This is a genomic window from Streptomyces sp. NPDC043896, assembly GCF_056435605.1.
On record NZ_JBWKEE010000024.1, the window covers coordinates 98479 to 117378 of the forward strand.

Sequence of the window (18900 nt, forward strand, 5' to 3'; positions counted from 1 at the left end):
CGGGAAGGCTGCTCTGGCAGCTGGCGGGTTCGATACCGGGCCGGCGGACGTCAGCGGTGGCGGAGCTTCTCGACCCGAGCCGAAGCGCAGCAGTTTGGCGCCGACCAGGGGGTGCACGGTGGCGTCTAAGAAGCAGGCAACCAACCCCAGGCAGATGCGCAGCAAGACGTGCGGCTGCGAGCTGTGCCTGAAGGAGTTCCCCCCGGGGAAGTACAAGGAGCGCGCCCCCCGCCGCGACTGCCAGGGCAACTGGCAGGCCCGGTACCGGGACCCGAACGGTAAGCAGTGCGGGCCCCTGTTCCCGACTCAGAAGGAAGCTGCCGCGCACCTCGACAAGGTGCGCACCCAGGTACGCGAAGGCACGTACCAGGACCCGAAGCGCGGTGCTGTCACCATCGACGAGTGGTACGCGATCTGGTGGCCCACGGTCAAGAAGAAGTCCATCACGACGGAGAACCGGAAGCTGTCCGCGTGGACGGTCCACGTACAGCCGAAGTGGGGCCGGCGCAAGCTCAACTCGATCACCTGGGTGCAGGTGCAGGACTGGATCACCAACGACGTCAAGGGCCACGCCACCCAGAAGAAGACGCTGGAGCTGCTGCGCCACATGATGGTGGCCGCGCTCCGGGACCGGCGGATCAGCGTGAACCCCTGCCTCGACATCGAGGTGTCCCCGGCCCCGGCCAAGCACCCGGACGACCTCATCCCGCCGACAGCCGCGCAGTGCGATCTGATCCGCGAGCACCTCACGGCGTACTACCATCCCCTCATGGTGTTCGCCCAGGAGACCGGAATGCGTTGGGGCGAGTACACCGGCCTGCGAGCCTGCAACGTCGACCTCAACCGCTGCACGGTGAAGGTGAAGGAAGTTCTCATCGACGACAAGGGCGTGATCCGGCGCAAGATGGCGCCCAAGTCGAAGGCCGGGTTCCGGACCGTTCCCCTCACGCCAGCCGCGGTTGAGGCGGTGAAGACGATGATGGAGAAGCACCAGCCGGCGACGACCGAGTCCTCCATCGAGGACGGCATGCACCCGGAGGAGCTGATCTTCCGGGGCCCGCTGGCGGGGCGGACGAGGAAGAGGAAGGACGGCACTCCGGCCGACCTGGACTCGGTGCTGACCCGGCCCAACTTCCGTCGCCACTGGTTGCCGGCCATCAAGGCCGCGGGCCTGGCCCGGATCGTGAAGAACCCAGAGACCGGCCGGAACGAGTACTGGCCCCGAGTCCACGACCTTCGGCACACCTTCGCCACCCGCCTGAAGGACGCTGGCGTTCCCGAGAAGGACGTGCAGGTCATCATGGGCCACGAGCGGGGTGGCCGCGTGACGTGGCTGTACCAGCACGCCGGGCCCGAGCTGGTGGAGGAAGTGCGAGCCGCGCTGGTCAGCGGCCGGACGCTTCGGGCGGTGTCCTGATGGCTCGACGCCACACGACGCCACATCGACGCCACAACACCCCCTCACTGAGCCTCACTGAGACTCACGGAAACCGCGAGATGGGGGTTGTGGAGCCGTGAAAACCCGCTCACTGAGCCTCATCGAGGCTCACTCAGGCTCACGCAGCGTTTACGGGTTCTTACAAAGCAGATGTCGGCGGTTCGAAACCGTCCGCGCCCACCAGCACGAAGGCCCCCAACCGATCACGGTTGGGGGCCTTCGGCATTCCCGTCTGACTAGACGTGGTCGGTCAGAGCGGGCCGCGGCACCGCCTGACCAGCCGGGTCCATGTGCCCGATGGTCTCGCGCTGGGTGTTCTGGACGACGTGGGTGTACACGTCTGCGAGTGCCCGAGGATCTCCACGGGGGGCCGCAGCTCGCGGGTACCAGCCGAATGCGGCCGAGGAGCACACGCCTCGTCCGGTCAAACCCTGGGCTCGGCACTGTTGTCTGACCGCCGACACTGACGCGGCACAGCAAGCTTCAAGGGGGCCCATGGTCGTTCAGGAGCAAGCTTCCACACCGACGAGAGTGAGTCGGCGCCGCGTCATCGGAGGTCTCGCTGTTGGCGCCCTCCTGGCAGGCCAATCCGCTGCGCTCGTCGTTCTGCATCGGCAGATATCCGAGCTCCAGTCGCGGGCGGCTATCGGCGGGCCGCCGGGCCCCGCAGGTCCGCAAGGCAGCCCACGCCCATTGCACCCAACTCGCACAGAGGGCATGGCCTGACGGTCCGAATGGGGATCCATTCATGAATGAGCTGACGGGTTCGTACACGCTGGTCCAGCGCGAGCGCTCCGCCCAGGGAATGGCCCTGCGCCGCACGGGCCTCCGATCCGTGTGCCCCGCTGTGCTTCCGTGTGCGCCTTCCCGGCCTGTATGGCTGGCGAGACGCTGCCACTGTCCCTGTGACGGCGTGGGAAGGAGTGCGAGGGAGTGACCCAGCCGAAGTGTGGAGCTGCCAAGAAGGGCGGTGGTCGGTGTACGAGACCAGCCATCGTGGGAAGCGGCCAGTGCTACCAGCATCAGGGCGAGTGGACAGCCCGCGGGGTGGCAGACCGCAAGGCGGGGGAAGCAAAGGCGAAGAAGCAGGCGCTTCGGAAGAAGAAGTGGTCCTGGTGGTAACCGACCGCTGACATCCGTAGCCGACATCAACGTGGGTGGACCATGGCACTCGCGAGTAGCCGATGACAGGTTCCGAATCCTGCACTCAGCCCGTGACAGGTTGCCCTGGGCGAGCCTGCACAGCAGACGTCGGCGGTTCGGAACCGTTCGTGCCCATCGGTGCGAAGGCCTCCAACCGGTCACGGTTGAGGGCCTTTCGTCTGTCCGGTGGGAAGGGGGGTGGTGTTGGAGCTGCACGAGGTCGCGGGGTTTGTGGGACCGGCGCACTCTTCTGAGCCACCCCCCCCGTGGCCGCGTCGTACCGTGATGCGGTGCCAGGCCGGCCCAACGGGACGACGCTAGCCCGGGGCACTGACAGTGCCGTGGCCGGCATGGGACCCCCCGCCGGGTCGGCGGGGGGTCCCATGCGTGTCCAGGGGTGCGGTTCAGGCGTTGGGGCGCTTTCCGTGGTTGGCCTTCTTCTTCTTGCGGGCGCGCTTCTTGTTTCCTCGCTTGGCCATGGTGCGACTCCCTCGGGGGTCCCTGGTGCCGGACAAATCGGGCGTTCGTCAGTCTAGGGTCCGGGCTGGTTTCCCGCGCGGCGGGGCGGGGATCTGGAGGGTGTGGCAGGGGGAGCGGAGTGGGTCTGGGTCCTCGGGCTCGGGGTGGCGGGGCTCGGGCTGCTCGTGGTCGGGCTGCTGGGCCAGGCGCGGTTCGAGCGGGAGCGGGACGCCGAGCGGGAGCGGCTGCTCGCACGGATGGGGGAGCGTTCGCGGGGGGCGGGGGACCCGCGGCTGGTGGACGCCGGGGCGCACCAGGGGGCTTCGGCCGAGCTGGGTGACCGGCACGACGACTTCACGCCGATCCTCGTCGAGTACTACGCGTACGGGCTGACGCAGGCGCGCAGCAGCTTCGCGACCAGCCAGCGGTTCGCCGGGGTCGGCGCGGCGGTGCTGCTCTTCGGGGTCGGGCTCGCGGTGTGGAAGGCCGAGAGCGCGGGGGACGCGTATCTCGGGGTCGTCACCAGTTCCGTCGGCTTGGTCGTCACCCTCGTCGGGCAGCTCTTCCACCGGCGCGCGGACCTCGCCCTGCGGCACATGGCCGCCCAGACCGCTTCCCTGCGCGAGGACCGGCGGGCCGCCGAGAGCACCCAGCAGGCCATAGGGCTCCTGGAGGACGTCGCCGACCCGGAGCTGAGGGGCAGGCTCCAGGCCGGGCTCATCATGAAGCTTTCCGGGTCCGAGCTGCCGCCGGCCGCGCCATAGTGGAGGTATGTGCCGCTCCATTAAGACCCTGCGCCCGCCCGCCATCCCCGAGAAGGCCACCGAGGAGGAGATCCGCGCGGCCGCGCTCCAGTACGTACGGAAGGTGTCCGGCTTCCGCGTGCCGGCCGCGCACAACCAGGAGGTGTTCGAGGCCGCCGTGGACGCCGTCGCGGAGGCGACCGCCGCTCTGCTCGACGGGGTGCAGGTGCGGGGGCGGACCGCCGCCTCCGCCTCCGTCTGACCCGTCAGCCGGTGTGGGCCCAGCGGCGGCGCAGCAGCCAGATGCCGGTGCCGAGCGCGCCGGCCGCGAGGGTGCCGCCCAGGGCGATCTGGGTCCGGCTCATCGAGTCGACGCTGCCGCCGATGCCGCCGCGGGCGGCGCCCGGGCTGACCTGGAAGGTGACCGTGACGCGGCGGCCGCTGCCGCCGCACTCGAAGGAGACGGGGTAGGAGCCGGCGGTGGCGTCCCGGTAGACGGTGGCGGAGCCGGAGAAGCTGTACGCGCGGCTGCCGGGGGAGAGGTAGACGTCGCCGAAGGCGCGGGAGGTCGCCCTGGCGGAGGAGCTGTCGCAGCCGTCCACGGTGAGGCTGACCCGGCCGCCGGGGGCGACGGTGCCGGGAGAGACGGTGGCGGAGGGGGCGGCGGAGGCGAGTGTGGCGGGTGCGACGGCCGCGACGACGAGTGTCGCGGCCGCGATCCCGGTCAGCCGGCGCCGGTTGCGCGTGCGCGTGGGGGACATGAGGGAACTCCTCGGGCTCGTCGAAACGGCGCGGCCAGGGGCAGGTGCGGGGAATGACGCGGGTGTGGTTGCGCCGTGTTCTGGACGCTAGAAGCCCGGGCGGTCCGTGGCGATCGCTGCCGGGTGAACGGGTGACCGGCGTGCTCCCTCCGGGGGGTGCGGGGGGAGCGGGGAGTACGGGCGAGGCCGCCGCGCGGCGCCCCGCCTCGGGGACGGGCTCGGCCGCCGGGCACAGCGGCGTGACGCCCCCGGGCGCGCCGAGGCCTCCGGCGGTGCGGTGGCCCTCCGGCCCCGGCCCGCGTGCGGGGCGCGGGTGGCGGGTGGCCGGTTGCGGGGTGGGCCGGGGGCGGGTCAGGCCGGGGTGGGGTCGGGGGTGGGGCGGCGGATGAAGTAGGCCGCCAGGGAGCCCGCCGCGAAGAGGGCGACCAGGGAGACCGCGGTGCCGAGCCAGGCCGTGCCCAGCCACTGGGTGCCGAACCAGCCCAGCGACACGCTGTAGCTCGCCCAGCTCAGGCCCGCCAGTACCGACCACGGCAGGAACTCCGTCGGCTTGCGCCGCGTCCGCCCCGCGCCCAGCGAGACCACCGAACGGCCGGCCGGGGCGAAGCGGGCGAGGACGATCAGCGCGCCGCCGCCCCGCGCCAGGGCGGTGCCCAGGCGGTCCTGCGCGCGGGTCAGACGGCGCGAGCGGGCCACGGCCCGGTCCAGGCGGGCGCCGCCGCGCCGGGCCAGCCGGTACGCCGTCATGTCACCCAGTACCGAGGAGGTGGCGGCGACCACCAGCAGCAGCCGGATGTCCGGGACCTGCGCGGGCGAACCCGCTGCCGCCGCCGCGGCCGCCGCGGCGCTGATCACCAGCACGCCGCTCGGCAGCACCGGCAGGAACACGTCGAGCAGCACCGACACCGCCACGGCGGCGTAGATCCACGGGCTCGCCGTCAACGACCCCAGAGCCTCAAGCACAGCGGGACTCCCCAGTCCGGAGCGCCGCGTCGTCGCGGGGAGCGGCAGGGGCGGCTGACAGCCATACAGCGTACGCCCGGCGCCCGTCCGGCGGCGGCCCGGCCTACTGCGCCGCGGTGAGTTCCCGGTCCAGCACCGTCACCAGCCGGGCCCCCGGCCGGCCCGACCGGGCCTGGTCCAGCCGCAGCCGGGCGCTCCGGCCCGCCAGGGCCAGCGTCATGAGCTGGTTGCCGAACCACGGGCCGCCCGTACGCCGCCAGCTCACCGGCGGCCGGCCCGTCCGGCCGTGCCGGGAGAAGCCGCGCCCCAGCCACCGGCCCAGCCGCGACCAGCCCAGCCGGAACCCCCACTTCACCACCATGTGGATGGAGTTGTGCACCGGGGAACAGGTCAGCTGGAACACCCGGGCCGTGCTCGGTATTCGGGGCTCGGCCACGTACGCGTGGTGCACGTCCCCGGAGAGGACGCAGACCGTCGCCGGAGCCTTCGGGCCCGTCCCCACCTCCTCGATCAGGTCGCTCAGCGCGGCGAACGACGCCGGGAACGCGGCCCAGTGCTCCAGGTCGCTGCGCCGCCGCAGGTCCTCCCCGATCCGCGCCCACCGCGGCCCGCGCTCACCCCGGCACAGCGCGGCGTTCCACACCTCCGCGTCGTGGATCAGCGGCGGCATCAGCCACGGCAGGGAGGACCCGATCAGCAGGTGGTCGTACCCCCCGTGCCCCTCCAGCGCGTTCTCCCGGAGCCAGTGCTGCTCCGCCGGATCGAGCATGGCCCGGCCGTCCTCGGCGAGGACCCGGGCCGCCCGGGTGTCCACCATCAGCAGCCGGGACCGGCCGAAGTCCCGCCGGTAGCTCCAGCGCGCCGAGGCGGGGTCGGCGTCCGCCGCGGCCGCGAAGGCGCGCAGCGCGTCGGTGCCGTCGGGGGTGGCCCGTACGGCCGCGTAGAGCTCGTCCGCCGCGAGTTCGGCGGGGGAGAGGTTCCCCAGGTGCTGGTGGACCCAGTACGACATCAGCCCGCTGAGCACTCGCTCCGGCCACCACGGGGTCGCCCGCATCTCCGCCAGCCAGGCGGCGCTGGTGTTCCAGTCGTCTATGACGTCGTGGTCGTCGAACATGTGCAGGCTGGGGACGGTGGAGAGGAGCCAGCGGATCTCGGGGTCGAGCCAGGACTCGTAGTACAGCCGGGTGTACTCCTCGTAGTCTCCGACCTGTGCGCCCGGGGGTTCCCGGAGGTCGCGGCGGGCCGCGAGCCATGCCCGGGTCTCGGCCGAGAGGTGGTCGGCGTAGACCTGGTCGCCGAGCAGCAGCAGGACGTCCGGCCGGACCTCCCCCGGGTCGTGGGCCAGCCGCGCCGCGAGGGTGTCGAGGGCGTCGGCCCCGTGCGGCCCGCGCCGGCCTGCGGGCGGGGCCGCCTGCCGGCACGAGCCGAAGGTGACGCGGAGGCCGGGCGCGGGCCGGCCGCCGCCGACCGGCGGGGTGGTGATCGTGCTCGGCGGGAAGCCGTCACCGCCCGCCGGCCAGACGAGGACGCCGTCGAGCCGTACCTCGTAGGCCGTGGTCGTGCCCGGCGTCAGGCCGGTGACCGGCACCAGTGCGTAGTGGTGGCCGGCGATCTGGAAGGTGCGGACGCTGCCGCCGGACCCGTCGGCGCATCGCACCTCGGCCGTGCACGGACGGTCCGCCTCGACCCATATCGTGGCGGTGTCACCCGTGTCCCAGTCGACGTAGCGCAGCAGTGGTCCAAGACGCAGCCCGGCCATCCAACTCCCCCTCCTCGGCAGCCTTTCGATCACGGTACGGGGCGGGGCCGGGGTCGGCCTCCCCCTGGCGGGGGATAGCGGGGGTGAAAACCCCCGGCAGTTCCCGCAGGAGTGCCGGGAGGCGTGCCGGGGGAGGGGCGGATGAGGGGCGGACGAGGCCGGTGGGGGGCCGTCGGCGGGCCGGTAGGAGGTGTCCGTCAGCAGCCGTTCAGGACGTTCACGAGGGCGGTCTTCTCCCCGGAGTCCATGCTCAGGCCCCAGTACTGCTTCACCTGGACCCACATGCGCGCGTACGTGCAGCGGTACGCGGTGCGCGGCGGCAGCCACTTGCCGGGGTCGAGGTCGCCCTTGGCCTGGTTGACGTTGTCGGTGACGGCGATGAGCTGCGGGCGCGTCAGGTCGTTGGCGAACTGCTGGCGCTTGGTGGTGGTCCAGGTGCTGGCACCCGAGCGCCAGGCCTCGGCGAGCGGGACCATGTGGTCGATGTCGATGTCGGAGGCCGCCGTCCAGGTGGCGCCGTCGTACTCCGAGTACCAGCTGCCGCTCACGGAGGCGCAGGCGGAGTCGGTCACGACGTTCACGCCGTCCCGCTTGAGGACCGTCTCGCGGGTGTTGCAGGTGCCGGAGACCGTGCTCCAGTGCGGGAACTGGGAGCGGCTGTAGCCGGTGAGGGTGCCCTCGGCGGCCGGGGTGACCGTGGCCAGGTAGGAGCGGGCCTCGGCGGCGGTGATGGGGGTGGGCGGGGAGGCCAGGGCGGCCGGGGCGTTCACGAGCGCCGTGAGGGAGGCGAGGGCGACGGCGGAGGCGAGGACGCCTGCGCGTCCGGCGCGACGCGCGTAGAAGGAGGGCGTGCGGGTGGATATGAGGGCCATGGGGGCTCCCTGGTGCGGGGGGTGGTGGCCGTGCGAACCCCGGCGGGGCGCGGCCATGGTGGCGGCGCCAGGTGTCTCGGGGACGGGCACCAGGTGACAGATTGCCGACATGGGCACGTCACATCAAGACAATCAATGGCCTGTAATCAAGGGGAAGTTGAGATTCCGGCCGCCGGGGTCGGGTGGAGTGGGTCCAACCTCACATACCGGACGCGCACGGCCCGCCGGTGCCGTCGCGTACCCTGGACGGAGCAGAAGGGGAGTAGCTCTTCGCCGGACCGTCGACATACTGCTGGGTCACCCAGCCGGCGCCCGGAGGCAGGCCGCGTCAGCGGCCGGCCAGCGAGACCTTCGGCCGCAGTGCCCTGTCCATGTGACGCGGCACGCGTGACGCATGTCGACGACATGCCGTGACGTGTGACGTTTCACGCTCTCAGGGCGCCGCCGAGCCGAAGCGACCCCTGAAACACCCCAGGTCTCTCGGTACGACGGCGCCCTGCCCGACGACCGATCGAGGTTCCCACCCCGTGTTCAGCTTCACCGTCCTCGCGATCGCCTTCGGCGTCGTCTTCCTCGCCGAACTCCCCGACAAGACGGCCCTCGCGGGCCTGATGCTCGGCACCCGCTACCGCGCCTCCTACGTCTTCGCGGGCGTGGCCGCCGCCTTCGCCGTGCACGTCGCGCTCGCCATCGCCGCCGGCAGCGTGCTCACGCTGCTCCCGCACCGGCTCGTCCAGGCCGTCGTCGGCCTCCTCTTCCTCGCGGGCGCGGCCATGCTCCTCCTGAAGAAGCACGATGACGACGAAGAGGTCAAGCCGCCCGCCGACCAGTCCTTCTGGAAGGTCTCGGGAGCCGGCTTCATGCTGATCCTGGTCGCCGAGTTCGGTGACCTGACGCAGATCATGACGGCCAACCTCGCGGCGCGGTACGACGACCCGCTCTCCGTCGGCCTCGGCGCGGTGCTGGCGCTCTGGGCGGTCGCGGGCATCGGCATCCTGGGCGGGCGCACGCTCATGAAGTACGTGCCGCTGCGGCTGATCACCAAGATCGCGGCGGGCGTCATGGTGGCGCTGGCCGGCTTCTCCCTGTACGAGGCGATCGCGGGCTGAGCGCCGGTCCCCCTGCGCGGGGGCGGGCGCGGACGGGCGGCCCCCGCGGGCCCGGGAGGCCTGCCCGGCCGGTGCTCCGGCCCGGCCGCCCGCCCGGGTGCGGTGGCTCAGGCGGGCGGGGTGAGGGTGAGGGTGAGGGTGCCGTCGGCGGCGGCTTCCACGCGGACCGAGGTCAGGTCGGGGACGTGGGCCGTCGGGCCGTGGGCGGCGGCGCGGGGGCCTATGCCGATCACGCGCATGCCGGCCGCGAGGCCCGCCGCGATGCCGGCCCCGGAGTCCTCGAAGACCACGCAGTCGGCCGGATCCACACCCAGCTCGGCGGCGCCCTTGAGGAAGCCCTCGGGGTCCGGCTTGCTGGCCCCGACGGACTCGGCGGTGACCCGAACCCGCGGCATCGGGAGCGCGGCGGCCGTGATGCGGGCCTCGGCCAGGGCGGCGTCCGCCGAGGTGACCAGGGCGTGCGGCAGCCCGGCGAGCGAGGCCATGAACCCGGGCGCCCCCGCGACGGGCACCACGCCGTCCGTGTCGGCGGTCTCGCGGGCCAGCATCACCGCGTTCTCGGCGTGGTTGAGCTCCATGGGGCGGTCGGGAAGCAGGATCGCCATCGTGGCGTAGCCCTGCCGGCCGTGGACCACCTTGAGGGCCTCATGCGGGTCCAGCCCGTGCGACACCGCCCACTCGCGCCAGCAGCGTTCGACCACCGCGTCGGAGTTGACGATGGTCCCGTCCATGTCCAGGAGCAGTGCCCTGGCGGTGAGGACGGCGGGGGCGGTGGTCGTGGTGGTGCTGGCCGGCATCGGCGGGGCTCCAGACGGGCGGTTAAAGAGAACAAGCGGTTCCGTCCACCGGTCAGGGAGTGCGGACGGAACCACTTTGTTCCTTCACGATACAAAACCCGGCGGGGTGCGCGCCACCGCCGGCCGCGTGACCTATCCCTCCAGGGCGCGGCGCGTCGCCGGGCCGTAGACGCCGAAGTCGTCGTCGTACACCCCGTACTCGATCTGGAAGTCCGCCACCGCCCGCTCCACGCCGCGGCCGTACCGGCCGTCGAAGCGGCCCCGGTACAGCCCCTGGTCCGACAGCAGCCGCTGGAGCTTCTCCACCTCGGGTCCCGAATCGCCGGGACGCAGCGTCGTGGGCTTCACCGCCGGCCGGGGCGGAGTGGGGCTCGGGCTCCGGCTCGCGCTCGCGGACGGGGTCGGGGACGCCGAGGCCGAGCGCGAGGGGCTCGGGGAGGCGGACGGGGACGCGGAACGGGAGGCACCGGCCGACGGGGACGACGAGGCCGCGGCGGAAGGGCTCGCCGTCGGGCCGGTCGGCGCCTCCGACGGCCCGACCGGGGCCAGCTCGGTGACGGGCGTCGACGGCTTGGGGTCGCCCAGCGCGGCGTCGTCCTCGTCGGAGCCCGTGAACAGGACCAGGGCCAGCGCCACCGCCCCTACGGCCACCGCCGCGCCCACCCCGGCCAGCAGCGGCAGCCGCCGGGGCCGCGGCCGCCCGGCGGGGCCCGCGTCGGGCCACTGCGGGGGGACGGCCCGCAGCTGCACCGTCTGCTCCGCCGGTGCCGGTACGGGTATCCCGTACGCGGGAGTGTGCGGGCCCTCGGCCGGGTCCGGCCCGGCCGGGACGGGCGGCAGCACCGTGGTCGGGGCGTCGCCGCCGTGCGGGCCGGCGGGCCACGGAGCCCCGGACGCCGGCCCGGGCTGCGCCGCGAGGGCGTCCGCGGGGACGTCCGGCTGAGCGGGGTCCGGGCCGGGGCCGGGCGGCGCCGCGGCCTCCTGCGGAACACCGGCCGGGACCGTCGCCGGGTCCCCGCACGGCGGGGTCACCAGAGCTCCGCCGGGCGCCGCCGGGAGGCCCGGCCCGGGCTCCCCCGCCTCCGCGGTGCCGGGCATCCCGGGCTGCGCCGGACCCGCGTCCCCGCCCGGCGGACCCGCCGGAACGCCTGCCGCGTCCACCGGAAGGCCGGGCTGGGGCTCCCACGTCGCCGGCTGCGCGGCCCAGGCTTCCGGCTGGGCCGGTGCGCCGGGCTGGAGCGGGGCCGCCGGGGCTTCGGCGGGGGATCCCGGGAGGCCCGGCTGCGCCGTCCAAGGGCCCGGCTGTGCGGGCGTGCCGGGGTGGGGCGGGGCCGCCGCCGTGTCCGGTCGGGCCGTCGGAGCGCCGGACGGCGTGGTCGACGCGTCCGGCTGCGCGGCCCAGGCTTCCGGCTGGGCCGGTGCGCCGGGCCGGAGCGGGGGCGCCGGGGCTTCGGCGGGGGGCGTCGGGAGGCCCGGCTGGGGCCCCCACGCCGCCGGCTGCGCCGTCCAGGGGTCCGGCTGGGCGGGCGCCCCGGGGTGGAGCGGGGCCGCGGCCGCGTCCGGCGTCGCCGGAGTGCCGGGCGCAGCCGTCGAGGGCTCCGGGTGTGCCGCCCAGGCGGCGCCCGGCTGGGCGGGCTGCGGCGCTTCCGCCCCCGCGTCCGGGCCCGGTGGCGGGTCCGAGGGGAAGGGGGTGCCGGGGGTGGGGCCCGGGTGGGCCAGGGCGCCCAGGACCGGCTGGGGTGCCGGCGGGGTCTGCTCGGTCTCCGGCATGGCCACGTACGGGCGAATCCGCAGCGGGTTGAAACCCACCCCCCGCGCGCATTCGCAGCCGACGCCCACGGCGCCGCATTCCGGACAGCGCTCTGCGCTCACTGGTACCCCTCCCCTGGACACTGCCAGCGATTATGCAGACCCCACAAGCCCCACCCAACCCTTCCGGGAGGCCATAACCGGACACACCACTCAGGATGGAGATGTTGATCCGGCCTGAGGAGGAGCCGATGGCTCAGGATGTGACCGCGTCGGCCGTTGACCCGAAGCCCGGTGCCGAGCACGCCTCGCGCGAGGTGCTCGTCTCCATCGGGGCCCTGCTGCTGGGCCTGCTGATCGCAGCACTCGACCAGACCATCGTCTCCACCGCCCTCCCCACGATCGTCAGCGATCTCGGCGGCATGGAGCACCTGTCCTGGGTGGTCACCGCCTACATGCTGGCCTCGACCGCCGCCACGCCCCTGTGGGGCAAGCTCGGCGACCAGTACGGCCGCAAGAAGCTCTTCCAGGCCGCCATCGTCATCTTCCTGATCGGGTCCGCGCTCTGCGGCCTCGCCCAGGACATGTCCCAGCTCATCGGCTACCGCGCCCTGCAGGGCCTCGGCGGCGGCGGGCTGATGGTGCTGTCGATGGCGATCGTCGGGGACATCGTGCCGCCCCGCGAGCGCGGCAGGTACCAGGGCCTCTTCGGCGCCGTCTTCGGCGCGACCAGCGTCCTCGGGCCCCTGCTGGGCGGCCTGTTCGTGGACCACCTCTCCTGGCGCTGGGTCTTCTACATCAACCTCCCCATCGGTCTCGTCGCGCTCGTCGTCATCGCGGCCGCCCTGCACATCCCGGCCCGCTCCTCCCGCCACACCATCGACTACCTCGGAACCTTCCTCATCGCCTCCGTGGCTACCTGCCTCGTCCTCGTCGCCTCCCTCGGCGGCACCTGGGGCTGGGGCTCGGCCCGGATCATCGGGCTGGCCGTCCTCGGCGCCGTCCTCCTCGTGGCCTTCCTCTTCGTCGAGCGGCGGGCCGCCGAGCCGGTCCTGCCGCTGGGCCTGTTCCGCATCCGCACCTTCACCCTCTGCTCGGTGATCAGCTTCGTCGTCGGCTTCGCGATGTTCGGCGCGATGGTCTACCTGCCGACCTTCCTCCAGGTCGTACGCGGAGTCTCGCCGACGATGTCGGGCGTCCACATGCTGCCGATGGTGTTCGGCCTGCTGATCGCCTCCACCGTTTCGGGGCAGATCGTCAGCCGCACCGGCCGCTGGAAGGTCTTCCCGATCGTCGGCACCGCCGTCACCGCCCTGGGCCTGCTGCTCCTGCACCAGCTGGAGCGCACCAGCTCCGACTGGGAGACGAGCGTCTACTTCTTCGTCTTCGGCACCGGCCTCGGCCTGGTCATGCAGGTGCTCGTCCTCGTCGTGCAGAACGCCGTCAGCTACGCCGACCTCGGGGTCGCCACCTCCGGCGCCACCTTCTTCCGCTCCATCGGCGCCTCCTTCGGCGTCGCCATCTTCGGCACGGTCTTCACCAACCGGCTCGGCGACAAGCTGTCCGCCACCCTCGCCGGAATCCCGCTGCCGCCCGCCGCGACCCCCGCGCAGCTGGAGGCCGACCCCCGGGCCATCGGCGCGCTCCCGCCCGAGGTGCGCCCCCGGGTGCTGGACGCCTACTCCTCCGCCATCACCGACGTCTTCCTCTACGCGGTGCCCGTGGTCCTGGTCGCCTTCCTCATCTCCTGGTTCCTGAAGGAGGACAAGCTCCGCGGCTCCGTCACCGCGCCCGACGTGTCGGAGACCCTCGCTTCCAACCCCGTCCACCGCTCCTCGCACGAGGAGGTCGCCCGCGCGCTGTCCGTGCTGGGCAGCCGCGAGGGCCGCCGCCACGTCTACGAGAAGATCACCGCGAAGGCGGGCTACGACCTGCTGCCCGCCGCCAGCTGGCTGCTGCTGCGGATCAACAAGTACGGCTGGGTCGAACCGGCCGTGCTCGCGGAACGCACCGCCGTCCCGATCAAGGCCATCACAGACGCCGCCCGCCAGACCGAGGAACGCGGGCTCGCCACCCGCGAGGGACTCCAGCTCACCCTCACCGGCAAGGGCCGGGAGGTGGCCGCCCGGCTGGCGCAGGCGCGGCAGGAGTCCCTGGCCGAGCTGCTCGGCGACTGGTGGGGCCCCGACCGCCCCACCGACCTCATCAAGCTGGTCGAGGAACTCAACCGGGAGCTCTGCGGATCCGACGCCGAGGAGCCCTACGACGCCCCGCCGCGCCGGGACCACTCCGCCACCTAAAGGACGGCTAGGAGACGGCCTGGGAGACGGCCGGGGGCAGGGGCTTCTCGAACCAGTGCTGGGCGTACGGCCCGGAGTTGTACGCCGGTATCTCCCGGTACCCCTGCCGCGCGTACAGGGCGCGCGCCTCGACCAGGTCCGTACGGGTGTCCAGGCGCATCCGCGTGGCGCCGAGTCCGCGGGCGGCCTCCTCCAGGGCGGTGAGCAGCGCGGCCCCGCCGCCCGTGCCGCGGGCGCGCGGGTCCACGTACACCCTGGTGAGCTCGGTGGTCTCCGGGTCGAGCAGGAGTATGCCGCCGCACGCCAGGGGCCGCCCGTCGAGGCGGCCGACCACGAACAGGCCGGTCGGCGCTTCGAGTCCGTCGGCCGGGAAGTCCAGCATCCCCTGGTCGATCTCGGCCTCGGTGACGGACCGCTCCCAGTACCGGCCGGCGACCTCCGCGTAGTAGGCCCGGCGCAGTGCCGTGGAGGCCGGTGTGTCGAAGGGCTCCGCGACCACCTCCCACCTGCTGCTCAGGGAGGTCGCGGACGGTGTCGTGATGATCGGTTTCCTGTTCATGGCGCCATTGTGGAGCCCCTCCCCGAGCTCCCGCGTGGAATATCCACAGGGGCGGGCCGATGATGAGGAAAGGCGTAAATCGCACAAACGGAGGGTGTGAACCGTCATGTCGGAGCATCCGGACTGTGCCCTGATCCGCCGCGGCTACGAGGCCTTCGGCAAGGGCGACATGGACACCCTGGGCACGCTGATGACGGCCGACGTCATCCACCACGTGCCCGGCAACAGCGTGCTCTCGGGGCACCACAAGGGAAGGGAAGCCGTCCTCGACCTCTACCGCCGCCTCGGGGAGGAGACCAACGGCACCTACCGCGTCCGCCTGGAGAACGTCATGGTGGACGGCCGGGGCCACGCGATGTCCGTGCACGTCGCCATGGGCGACCGCGGCGACCGGGGCATCGAGATCCACGAAGGCCTCTTCTTCACCATCGTCGGCGGGAAGATCACCGACATCGACCAGTGCACCCAGGACATCGACGAGAGCGACGCCTTCTGGGCCTGACCCGCCCGTCCCGATGCCCGTGGGTGCCCGGCCTGGCCTGACCTGCCCCGACACCGGCCTGGCCTGACCTGCCCCGACACCGTCCGGGCCTGACCCGTCCCGATCCGAGGCGGCCCGGCCGAGGCCGGACAGACAGAGGGACCCGGGGCGCCGCGCGCCCCGGGTCCCTCCGCACACCTCGCGCCGTCAGGCGTCGTCGAAGGCCTCAGGCCTTCTTCGGCGCCGCCTGCTGCACGACCTCGAACGACCACACCTGCGACCCGGAAGCCGCCGGCTTCGGCCGCTCCCCACCGGCCCCACCGGCCCCACCGGCCCCGCCGGCCCCGCCCGCGCCGCCACCCTGGTGCGCCGCCTTCATCGGACCCTCCATCCACGCCTGGAAGTCCTCCTCCGACCGCCAGCGGGTGTAGACGAGGTACTGGTCCGTGCCCTCGATCGGCCGCAGCAGCTCGAACCACTCGAACCCGTCCGAACCCTCCACGGCGCCCGCCCGCGAGGCGAACCGCTGCTCCAGCAGCTCCCGCTGCTCGTCCGGAACCGTCAGCGCGTTGATCTTTACGATGCTAGGCACATGGCACCTCTCAGGAAATACAGGCCGGGCACTGCACCTAGCCTTGATCGCGTGCGTGCAGTCTCCTATATCCGCCAGTCAAAGCGTCGTGAGGACGACTCCCAGGCCTCACCGATGGCGCAGCGCGACCGGTGCGCCTCGCTCATCAGCTCGAAGGGGTGGACCGACGAGGGCCACTTCGAGGACGTCGGCAAGTCCGGATGGGACCCGAGCATCCACCGCCCGGGGTTCGAGGAGATGATGACAGCCGTGCGCGGCGGGCACGTGGACGCCGTGGTCGTCTTCTCGCTGTCCCGCCTGACCCGCCGTGGCGCACTGGAAGCGATGCGGATCATCGAGGAACTGGAATCGCACGGCGTCCGGCTCGTCAGCGTGGAAGAGCCGTACCTCGACACGTCCACTCCCGTCGGTGTCGGCATCCTCGCCATCATCGCGGGTCTGGCACAGCAGGAATCCGACATGAAGTCGGCCTACGTCTCCGCGACCAAGGACACGCTCCGCCGGGCCGGCAGCCACGTCTCCGGCCTCGCCCCGTACGGCTTCACGACCGAGCGCGGGACCAGCGGCAAACTGTCCGTCATCCGGCTCGTACCGGATCCCGTGGAAGCCCCGTACGTCCGGGACATGGCCAAGTGGGCGGCAGACGGACTGTCCGCCTCGCAGATAGCCAAGCGCCTCAATGAAGACGGCGTGCCCACCAAAGTCGAGACCCTGGGGGAAGCCGGGGCGAAGCGGCTCGCTGCGCGGCGTGCTCGAGCGGTTTCCGAAGCCGTGGACCGGCCCGCCTGGGTGTCCTCGACCGTGCTGCGCATCCTCCGGGACCCCCGCCTCGCCGGGTACGCCATCGAATGGCAGGGCCGTGTCCTGCCGACCAAGGACGCCGACGGCAACCCGGTCCCGGGGAAGGCGGGCAAGCGCGTCATGCTCCGTGACGAAGACGGGCAGCCCGTCCGGACTCATGAGCCGCTGATCTCCGCCGATGAGTGGTGGCGGCTCCAGGACGTTCTGGACGGCCGTACGCAGACCGTGGTGCGCGCCGGTCGACGGGTCGCCACGCTCCTCGCAGGCCACGGGATGTTGTTCTGCGACGTGTGCGGGTCCGTCATGGTCTCCGACCGGCGGGACGGGAAGCTCTACTACAAGTGCAACCGGGCCGGGGGAGTCGTGGCCGGACACGGCGGTCTCGTCATCGGCCAGGACGCGACGGACGACGCGGTCGCCGGGCGGGTGTGGGCCCGACTCACCACGATGGATCCGGAGGACCCGGACGACCTCGCGTGGCTGGCCGAGGCCTCACGCCGCTTCGCCCGCCAGCGCAATACATCGCAGCGGGATGCGGAACGGGCGGCCGTGCGGGCCGAGCTGGAGCACGTACGGGAGTCCCGGCGCATCCTGCACGCCGACCGTCTTGCCGGCGTGTACGGGGACAGGACCGGCACTCAGATGTTCACGGAGTCCATGGCACGGCTGTCGGCCCATGAAGAGCGGACGGCCGAACGCCTCGCGGAGCTGGACGCGATGGAAGGCCAGACGATCCGTATCCCCGGCGAATGGACCGGTGTGGACGGAGACCCGATCGGGGAGGGCTCCGCCTGGGCGCGCTGGGACCTGAAGAGGAAGAGGGAGTTCCTCACGCTGTTCATCGACTCCGTGAGGATCGCCAAGTCGGTGGGCAGGGGGCGCAACGCGAACACCCCGGCTCGGGTGATCGTGCGCTGGGCCGAGTTGTCGCAGGTGAACGGATGACTCCCGCGCCGGAGTGATGTGACCCGCCCGCATGCCGCGTAGGCGGGTGGGTGTCGCAGAGGGTGACCAACTGCGGCCGTCTCGGAAACGATGGTTTGTGAGACGGTCCGGAGAGGGTGCTCCGGGCCGTTGGATCGTGTTCCAAAACCCGTCTCACAACTTCCTGAGATCTCTTGATGTTTTGAGACGGGTTCTGCGACGATCGGTGTATGACGACGACCGCAGGGCATCTGATCGGGTACGCCCGAGTGTCGACCGACGACCAGGAAGCGCGGTCTCAGCACGACGCGCTGACGGTGGCCGGCTGCGCCCGGATCTTCACGGACAAGGCGAGTGGCAAGAACACCGACCGCCCGGAGTTGACGGCCGCGCTGGACTACCTGCGCCCCGGCGACACCCTGTGCGTCTGGAAGCTGGACCGGTTCGCCCGGTCGCTGATCGATCTCGTGACCCTCGTGGACTTGCTGGCTGCCCGGGGTGTCGGCTTCAAGGTACTGACGGGAGCGTTGGCGAGCATTGACCCGAACACCCCGGACGGGCGGCTCATGCTTCAGGTCGTGGGCGCCATGGCGGAGTTCGAGCGCAGCCTGATCAAGGACCGCACCCGGGCCGGACTGGACGCTGCCAGGGCGCAGGGGCGTACGGGTGGACGTCCGGCCGTCATGGACGCGGACAAGCTTGCTGTGGCCAAGGCCCGTCGGGCCGAGGGGGAGAGCGTCACGGCCGTCGCCAAGGCCCTCGGGGTGTCGCGCGCCACCCTTTACCGGGCTCTGGGTGGCGCAACCTGAGAGGGTCGGCCCGACAGGTGCGGTGTTGCGGTGGTTCTTTGTATTTTTCCTAATGCATATAGAAACTCTTAAGGGAAACGAGATCCTTCAAAGATCCACCGGAACACCGCAGGAGGGGCGGGGCGGCGTCAAAGTTCAGGCGGCGTCGCCCGCAGCGATCCCGGCCCTAGATCCGCGTACGCGAGCTGGGTGTGGTCCCGTTTTTTGGCGGATCTACTTCCTGACCTGCGAGTGCACGTTCCCGCAGGTGCGAGAACGGCATGTGTGGCGTCCCTCCGAGGGCGCTGAAACCCCACTGAAATCACCTTGTCCGATTGCCCTCTTGCGCGCTCGGGGCGGGAGCGCAACGCTCGTGCACGTTGGTGCAACCCACTCGACGGCGGGAGCGACCATGACCTTAAAGTTCCTCGGCATCATCCCCAACTCGCCGACTGACGAGTCTCCGACGATCTGGCTCCACGAGGAGACCGGCGACCTTCTGATCCAGTCGTACAAGGCGACCGAGGACGAAGTGAAGGAGTGCCAGGAGATCGGTTCGATTCCGGGCCACTCCACGGAGGTTCCGGCCCACGAGGCGATCGTCAGGCTTCCGGCGGTCATGCTGAAGTACATCCCGCGCCCCGAAGACGACTGAGAGGCAC

General features: G+C 72.1%; 18 protein-coding genes. 9 read left to right on the top strand and 9 right to left on the bottom strand.

Translation table 11 applies throughout. The annotated features are described in order from the left end of the window. The first annotated feature begins 154 nt into the window (after positions 1 to 154). Positions 155 to 1417, top strand: a complete 1263-nt coding sequence (locus AC069X_RS29755; RefSeq protein ID WP_478733300.1) for a tyrosine-type recombinase/integrase — start codon at positions 155 to 157, stop codon at positions 1415 to 1417. Positions 1418 to 2985: 1568 nt separating this feature from the next. On the opposite strand, the gene AC069X_RS29760 is transcribed toward AC069X_RS29755, so the two are convergent. After that, positions 2986 to 3060 (bottom strand): 50S ribosomal protein bL37, encoded by a 75-nt coding sequence (locus AC069X_RS29760; RefSeq protein ID WP_099895366.1) that lies wholly within the window; start codon positions 3058 to 3060, stop codon positions 2986 to 2988. A gap of 102 nt (positions 3061 to 3162) precedes the next feature. Between AC069X_RS29760 and AC069X_RS29765 the strand changes: the two genes are divergently transcribed. Next, positions 3163 to 3804, top strand: coding sequence for a TRADD-N-associated membrane domain-containing protein (locus AC069X_RS29765; protein ID WP_478733301.1), 642 nt, complete (start codon positions 3163 to 3165; stop codon positions 3802 to 3804). 7 nt (positions 3805 to 3811) lie between these two features. After that, complete coding sequence (locus AC069X_RS29770; RefSeq protein ID WP_478733303.1) at positions 3812 to 4045, top strand: DUF2277 domain-containing protein; 234 nt, start codon at positions 3812 to 3814, stop codon at positions 4043 to 4045. A 4-nt stretch (positions 4046 to 4049) separates the two neighbouring features. Here the strand turns inward: AC069X_RS29770 and AC069X_RS29775 are convergent, their stop codons facing one another. The 4 genes from AC069X_RS29775 to AC069X_RS29790 all read right to left on the bottom strand — a co-directional run bounded on the left by AC069X_RS29775 (position 4050) and on the right by AC069X_RS29790 (position 8138). Continuing rightward, positions 4050 to 4544, bottom strand: a complete 495-nt coding sequence (locus AC069X_RS29775; protein ID WP_478733305.1) for a hypothetical protein — start codon at positions 4542 to 4544, stop codon at positions 4050 to 4052. A 351-nt stretch (positions 4545 to 4895) separates the two neighbouring features. Then, positions 4896 to 5507 carry a DedA family protein gene (locus AC069X_RS29780; RefSeq protein ID WP_478733307.1) on the bottom strand — a complete coding sequence of 204 codons (612 nt, stop codon included), beginning with the start codon at positions 5505 to 5507 and terminating at the stop codon, positions 4896 to 4898. A gap of 103 nt (positions 5508 to 5610) precedes the next feature. Further along, entirely contained in the window at positions 5611 to 7266 is a 1656-nt protein-coding gene (locus AC069X_RS29785) for an alkaline phosphatase D family protein (protein ID WP_478733309.1), read from the bottom strand. A gap of 197 nt (positions 7267 to 7463) precedes the next feature. Then, complete coding sequence (locus tag AC069X_RS29790; RefSeq protein ID WP_478733311.1) at positions 7464 to 8138, bottom strand: HNH endonuclease family protein; 675 nt, start codon at positions 8136 to 8138, stop codon at positions 7464 to 7466. A gap of 527 nt (positions 8139 to 8665) precedes the next feature. Between AC069X_RS29790 and AC069X_RS29795 the strand changes: the two genes are divergently transcribed. Further along, positions 8666 to 9247 carry a TMEM165/GDT1 family protein gene (locus AC069X_RS29795; protein ID WP_478733313.1) on the top strand — a complete coding sequence of 194 codons (582 nt, stop codon included), beginning with the start codon at positions 8666 to 8668 and terminating at the stop codon, positions 9245 to 9247. A gap of 107 nt (positions 9248 to 9354) precedes the next feature. Here AC069X_RS29795 and AC069X_RS29800 read toward each other — a convergent pair whose 3' ends face one another. Then, positions 9355 to 10044: an HAD-IA family hydrolase gene (locus tag AC069X_RS29800; protein ID WP_478733315.1), complete on the bottom strand. Its 690-nt coding sequence runs from the start codon at positions 10042 to 10044 to the stop codon at positions 9355 to 9357. A 132-nt stretch (positions 10045 to 10176) separates the two neighbouring features. After that, on the bottom strand, positions 10177 to 11916 hold the full coding sequence (locus AC069X_RS29805; protein WP_478733317.1) for a peptidoglycan-binding domain-containing protein: 1740 nt from the start codon (positions 11914 to 11916) through the stop codon (positions 10177 to 10179). Between the two features lie 101 nt (positions 11917 to 12017). On the opposite strand from AC069X_RS29805, the gene AC069X_RS29810 reads away from it, so the two are divergent. Next, entirely contained in the window at positions 12018 to 14093 is a 2076-nt protein-coding gene (locus AC069X_RS29810; RefSeq protein WP_478733373.1) for an MDR family MFS transporter, read from the top strand. A gap of 7 nt (positions 14094 to 14100) precedes the next feature. Here AC069X_RS29810 and AC069X_RS29815 read toward each other — a convergent pair whose 3' ends face one another. After that, complete coding sequence (locus AC069X_RS29815; RefSeq protein ID WP_478733319.1) at positions 14101 to 14652, bottom strand: GNAT family N-acetyltransferase; 552 nt, start codon at positions 14650 to 14652, stop codon at positions 14101 to 14103. Positions 14653 to 14758: 106 nt separating this feature from the next. Between AC069X_RS29815 and AC069X_RS29820 the strand changes: the two genes are divergently transcribed. Next, the gene (locus AC069X_RS29820; protein WP_478733321.1) at positions 14759 to 15154 is read left to right on the top strand and encodes a nuclear transport factor 2 family protein; all 396 of its coding nucleotides are present in this window, start codon (positions 14759 to 14761) and stop codon (positions 15152 to 15154) included. A gap of 205 nt (positions 15155 to 15359) precedes the next feature. Here the strand turns inward: AC069X_RS29820 and AC069X_RS29825 are convergent, their stop codons facing one another. Beyond that, positions 15360 to 15725 carry an antibiotic biosynthesis monooxygenase family protein gene (locus AC069X_RS29825; RefSeq protein WP_478733323.1) on the bottom strand — a complete coding sequence of 122 codons (366 nt, stop codon included), beginning with the start codon at positions 15723 to 15725 and terminating at the stop codon, positions 15360 to 15362. Here AC069X_RS29825 and AC069X_RS29830 point away from each other — a divergent pair, their 5' ends adjacent. The 3 genes from AC069X_RS29830 (at position 15726) to AC069X_RS29840 (ending at position 18893) form a co-directional block, all read left to right on the top strand. Continuing rightward, positions 15726 to 17471: a recombinase family protein gene (locus AC069X_RS29830; RefSeq protein WP_478733325.1), complete on the top strand. Its 1746-nt coding sequence runs from the start codon at positions 15726 to 15728 to the stop codon at positions 17469 to 17471. 209 nt (positions 17472 to 17680) lie between these two features. Beyond that, positions 17681 to 18259, top strand: a complete 579-nt coding sequence (locus AC069X_RS29835; protein ID WP_478733327.1) for a recombinase family protein — start codon at positions 17681 to 17683, stop codon at positions 18257 to 18259. Positions 18260 to 18650: 391 nt separating this feature from the next. Next, complete coding sequence (locus AC069X_RS29840; protein ID WP_478733329.1) at positions 18651 to 18893, top strand: hypothetical protein; 243 nt, start codon at positions 18651 to 18653, stop codon at positions 18891 to 18893. Positions 18894 to 18900 lie beyond the last annotated feature (7 nt).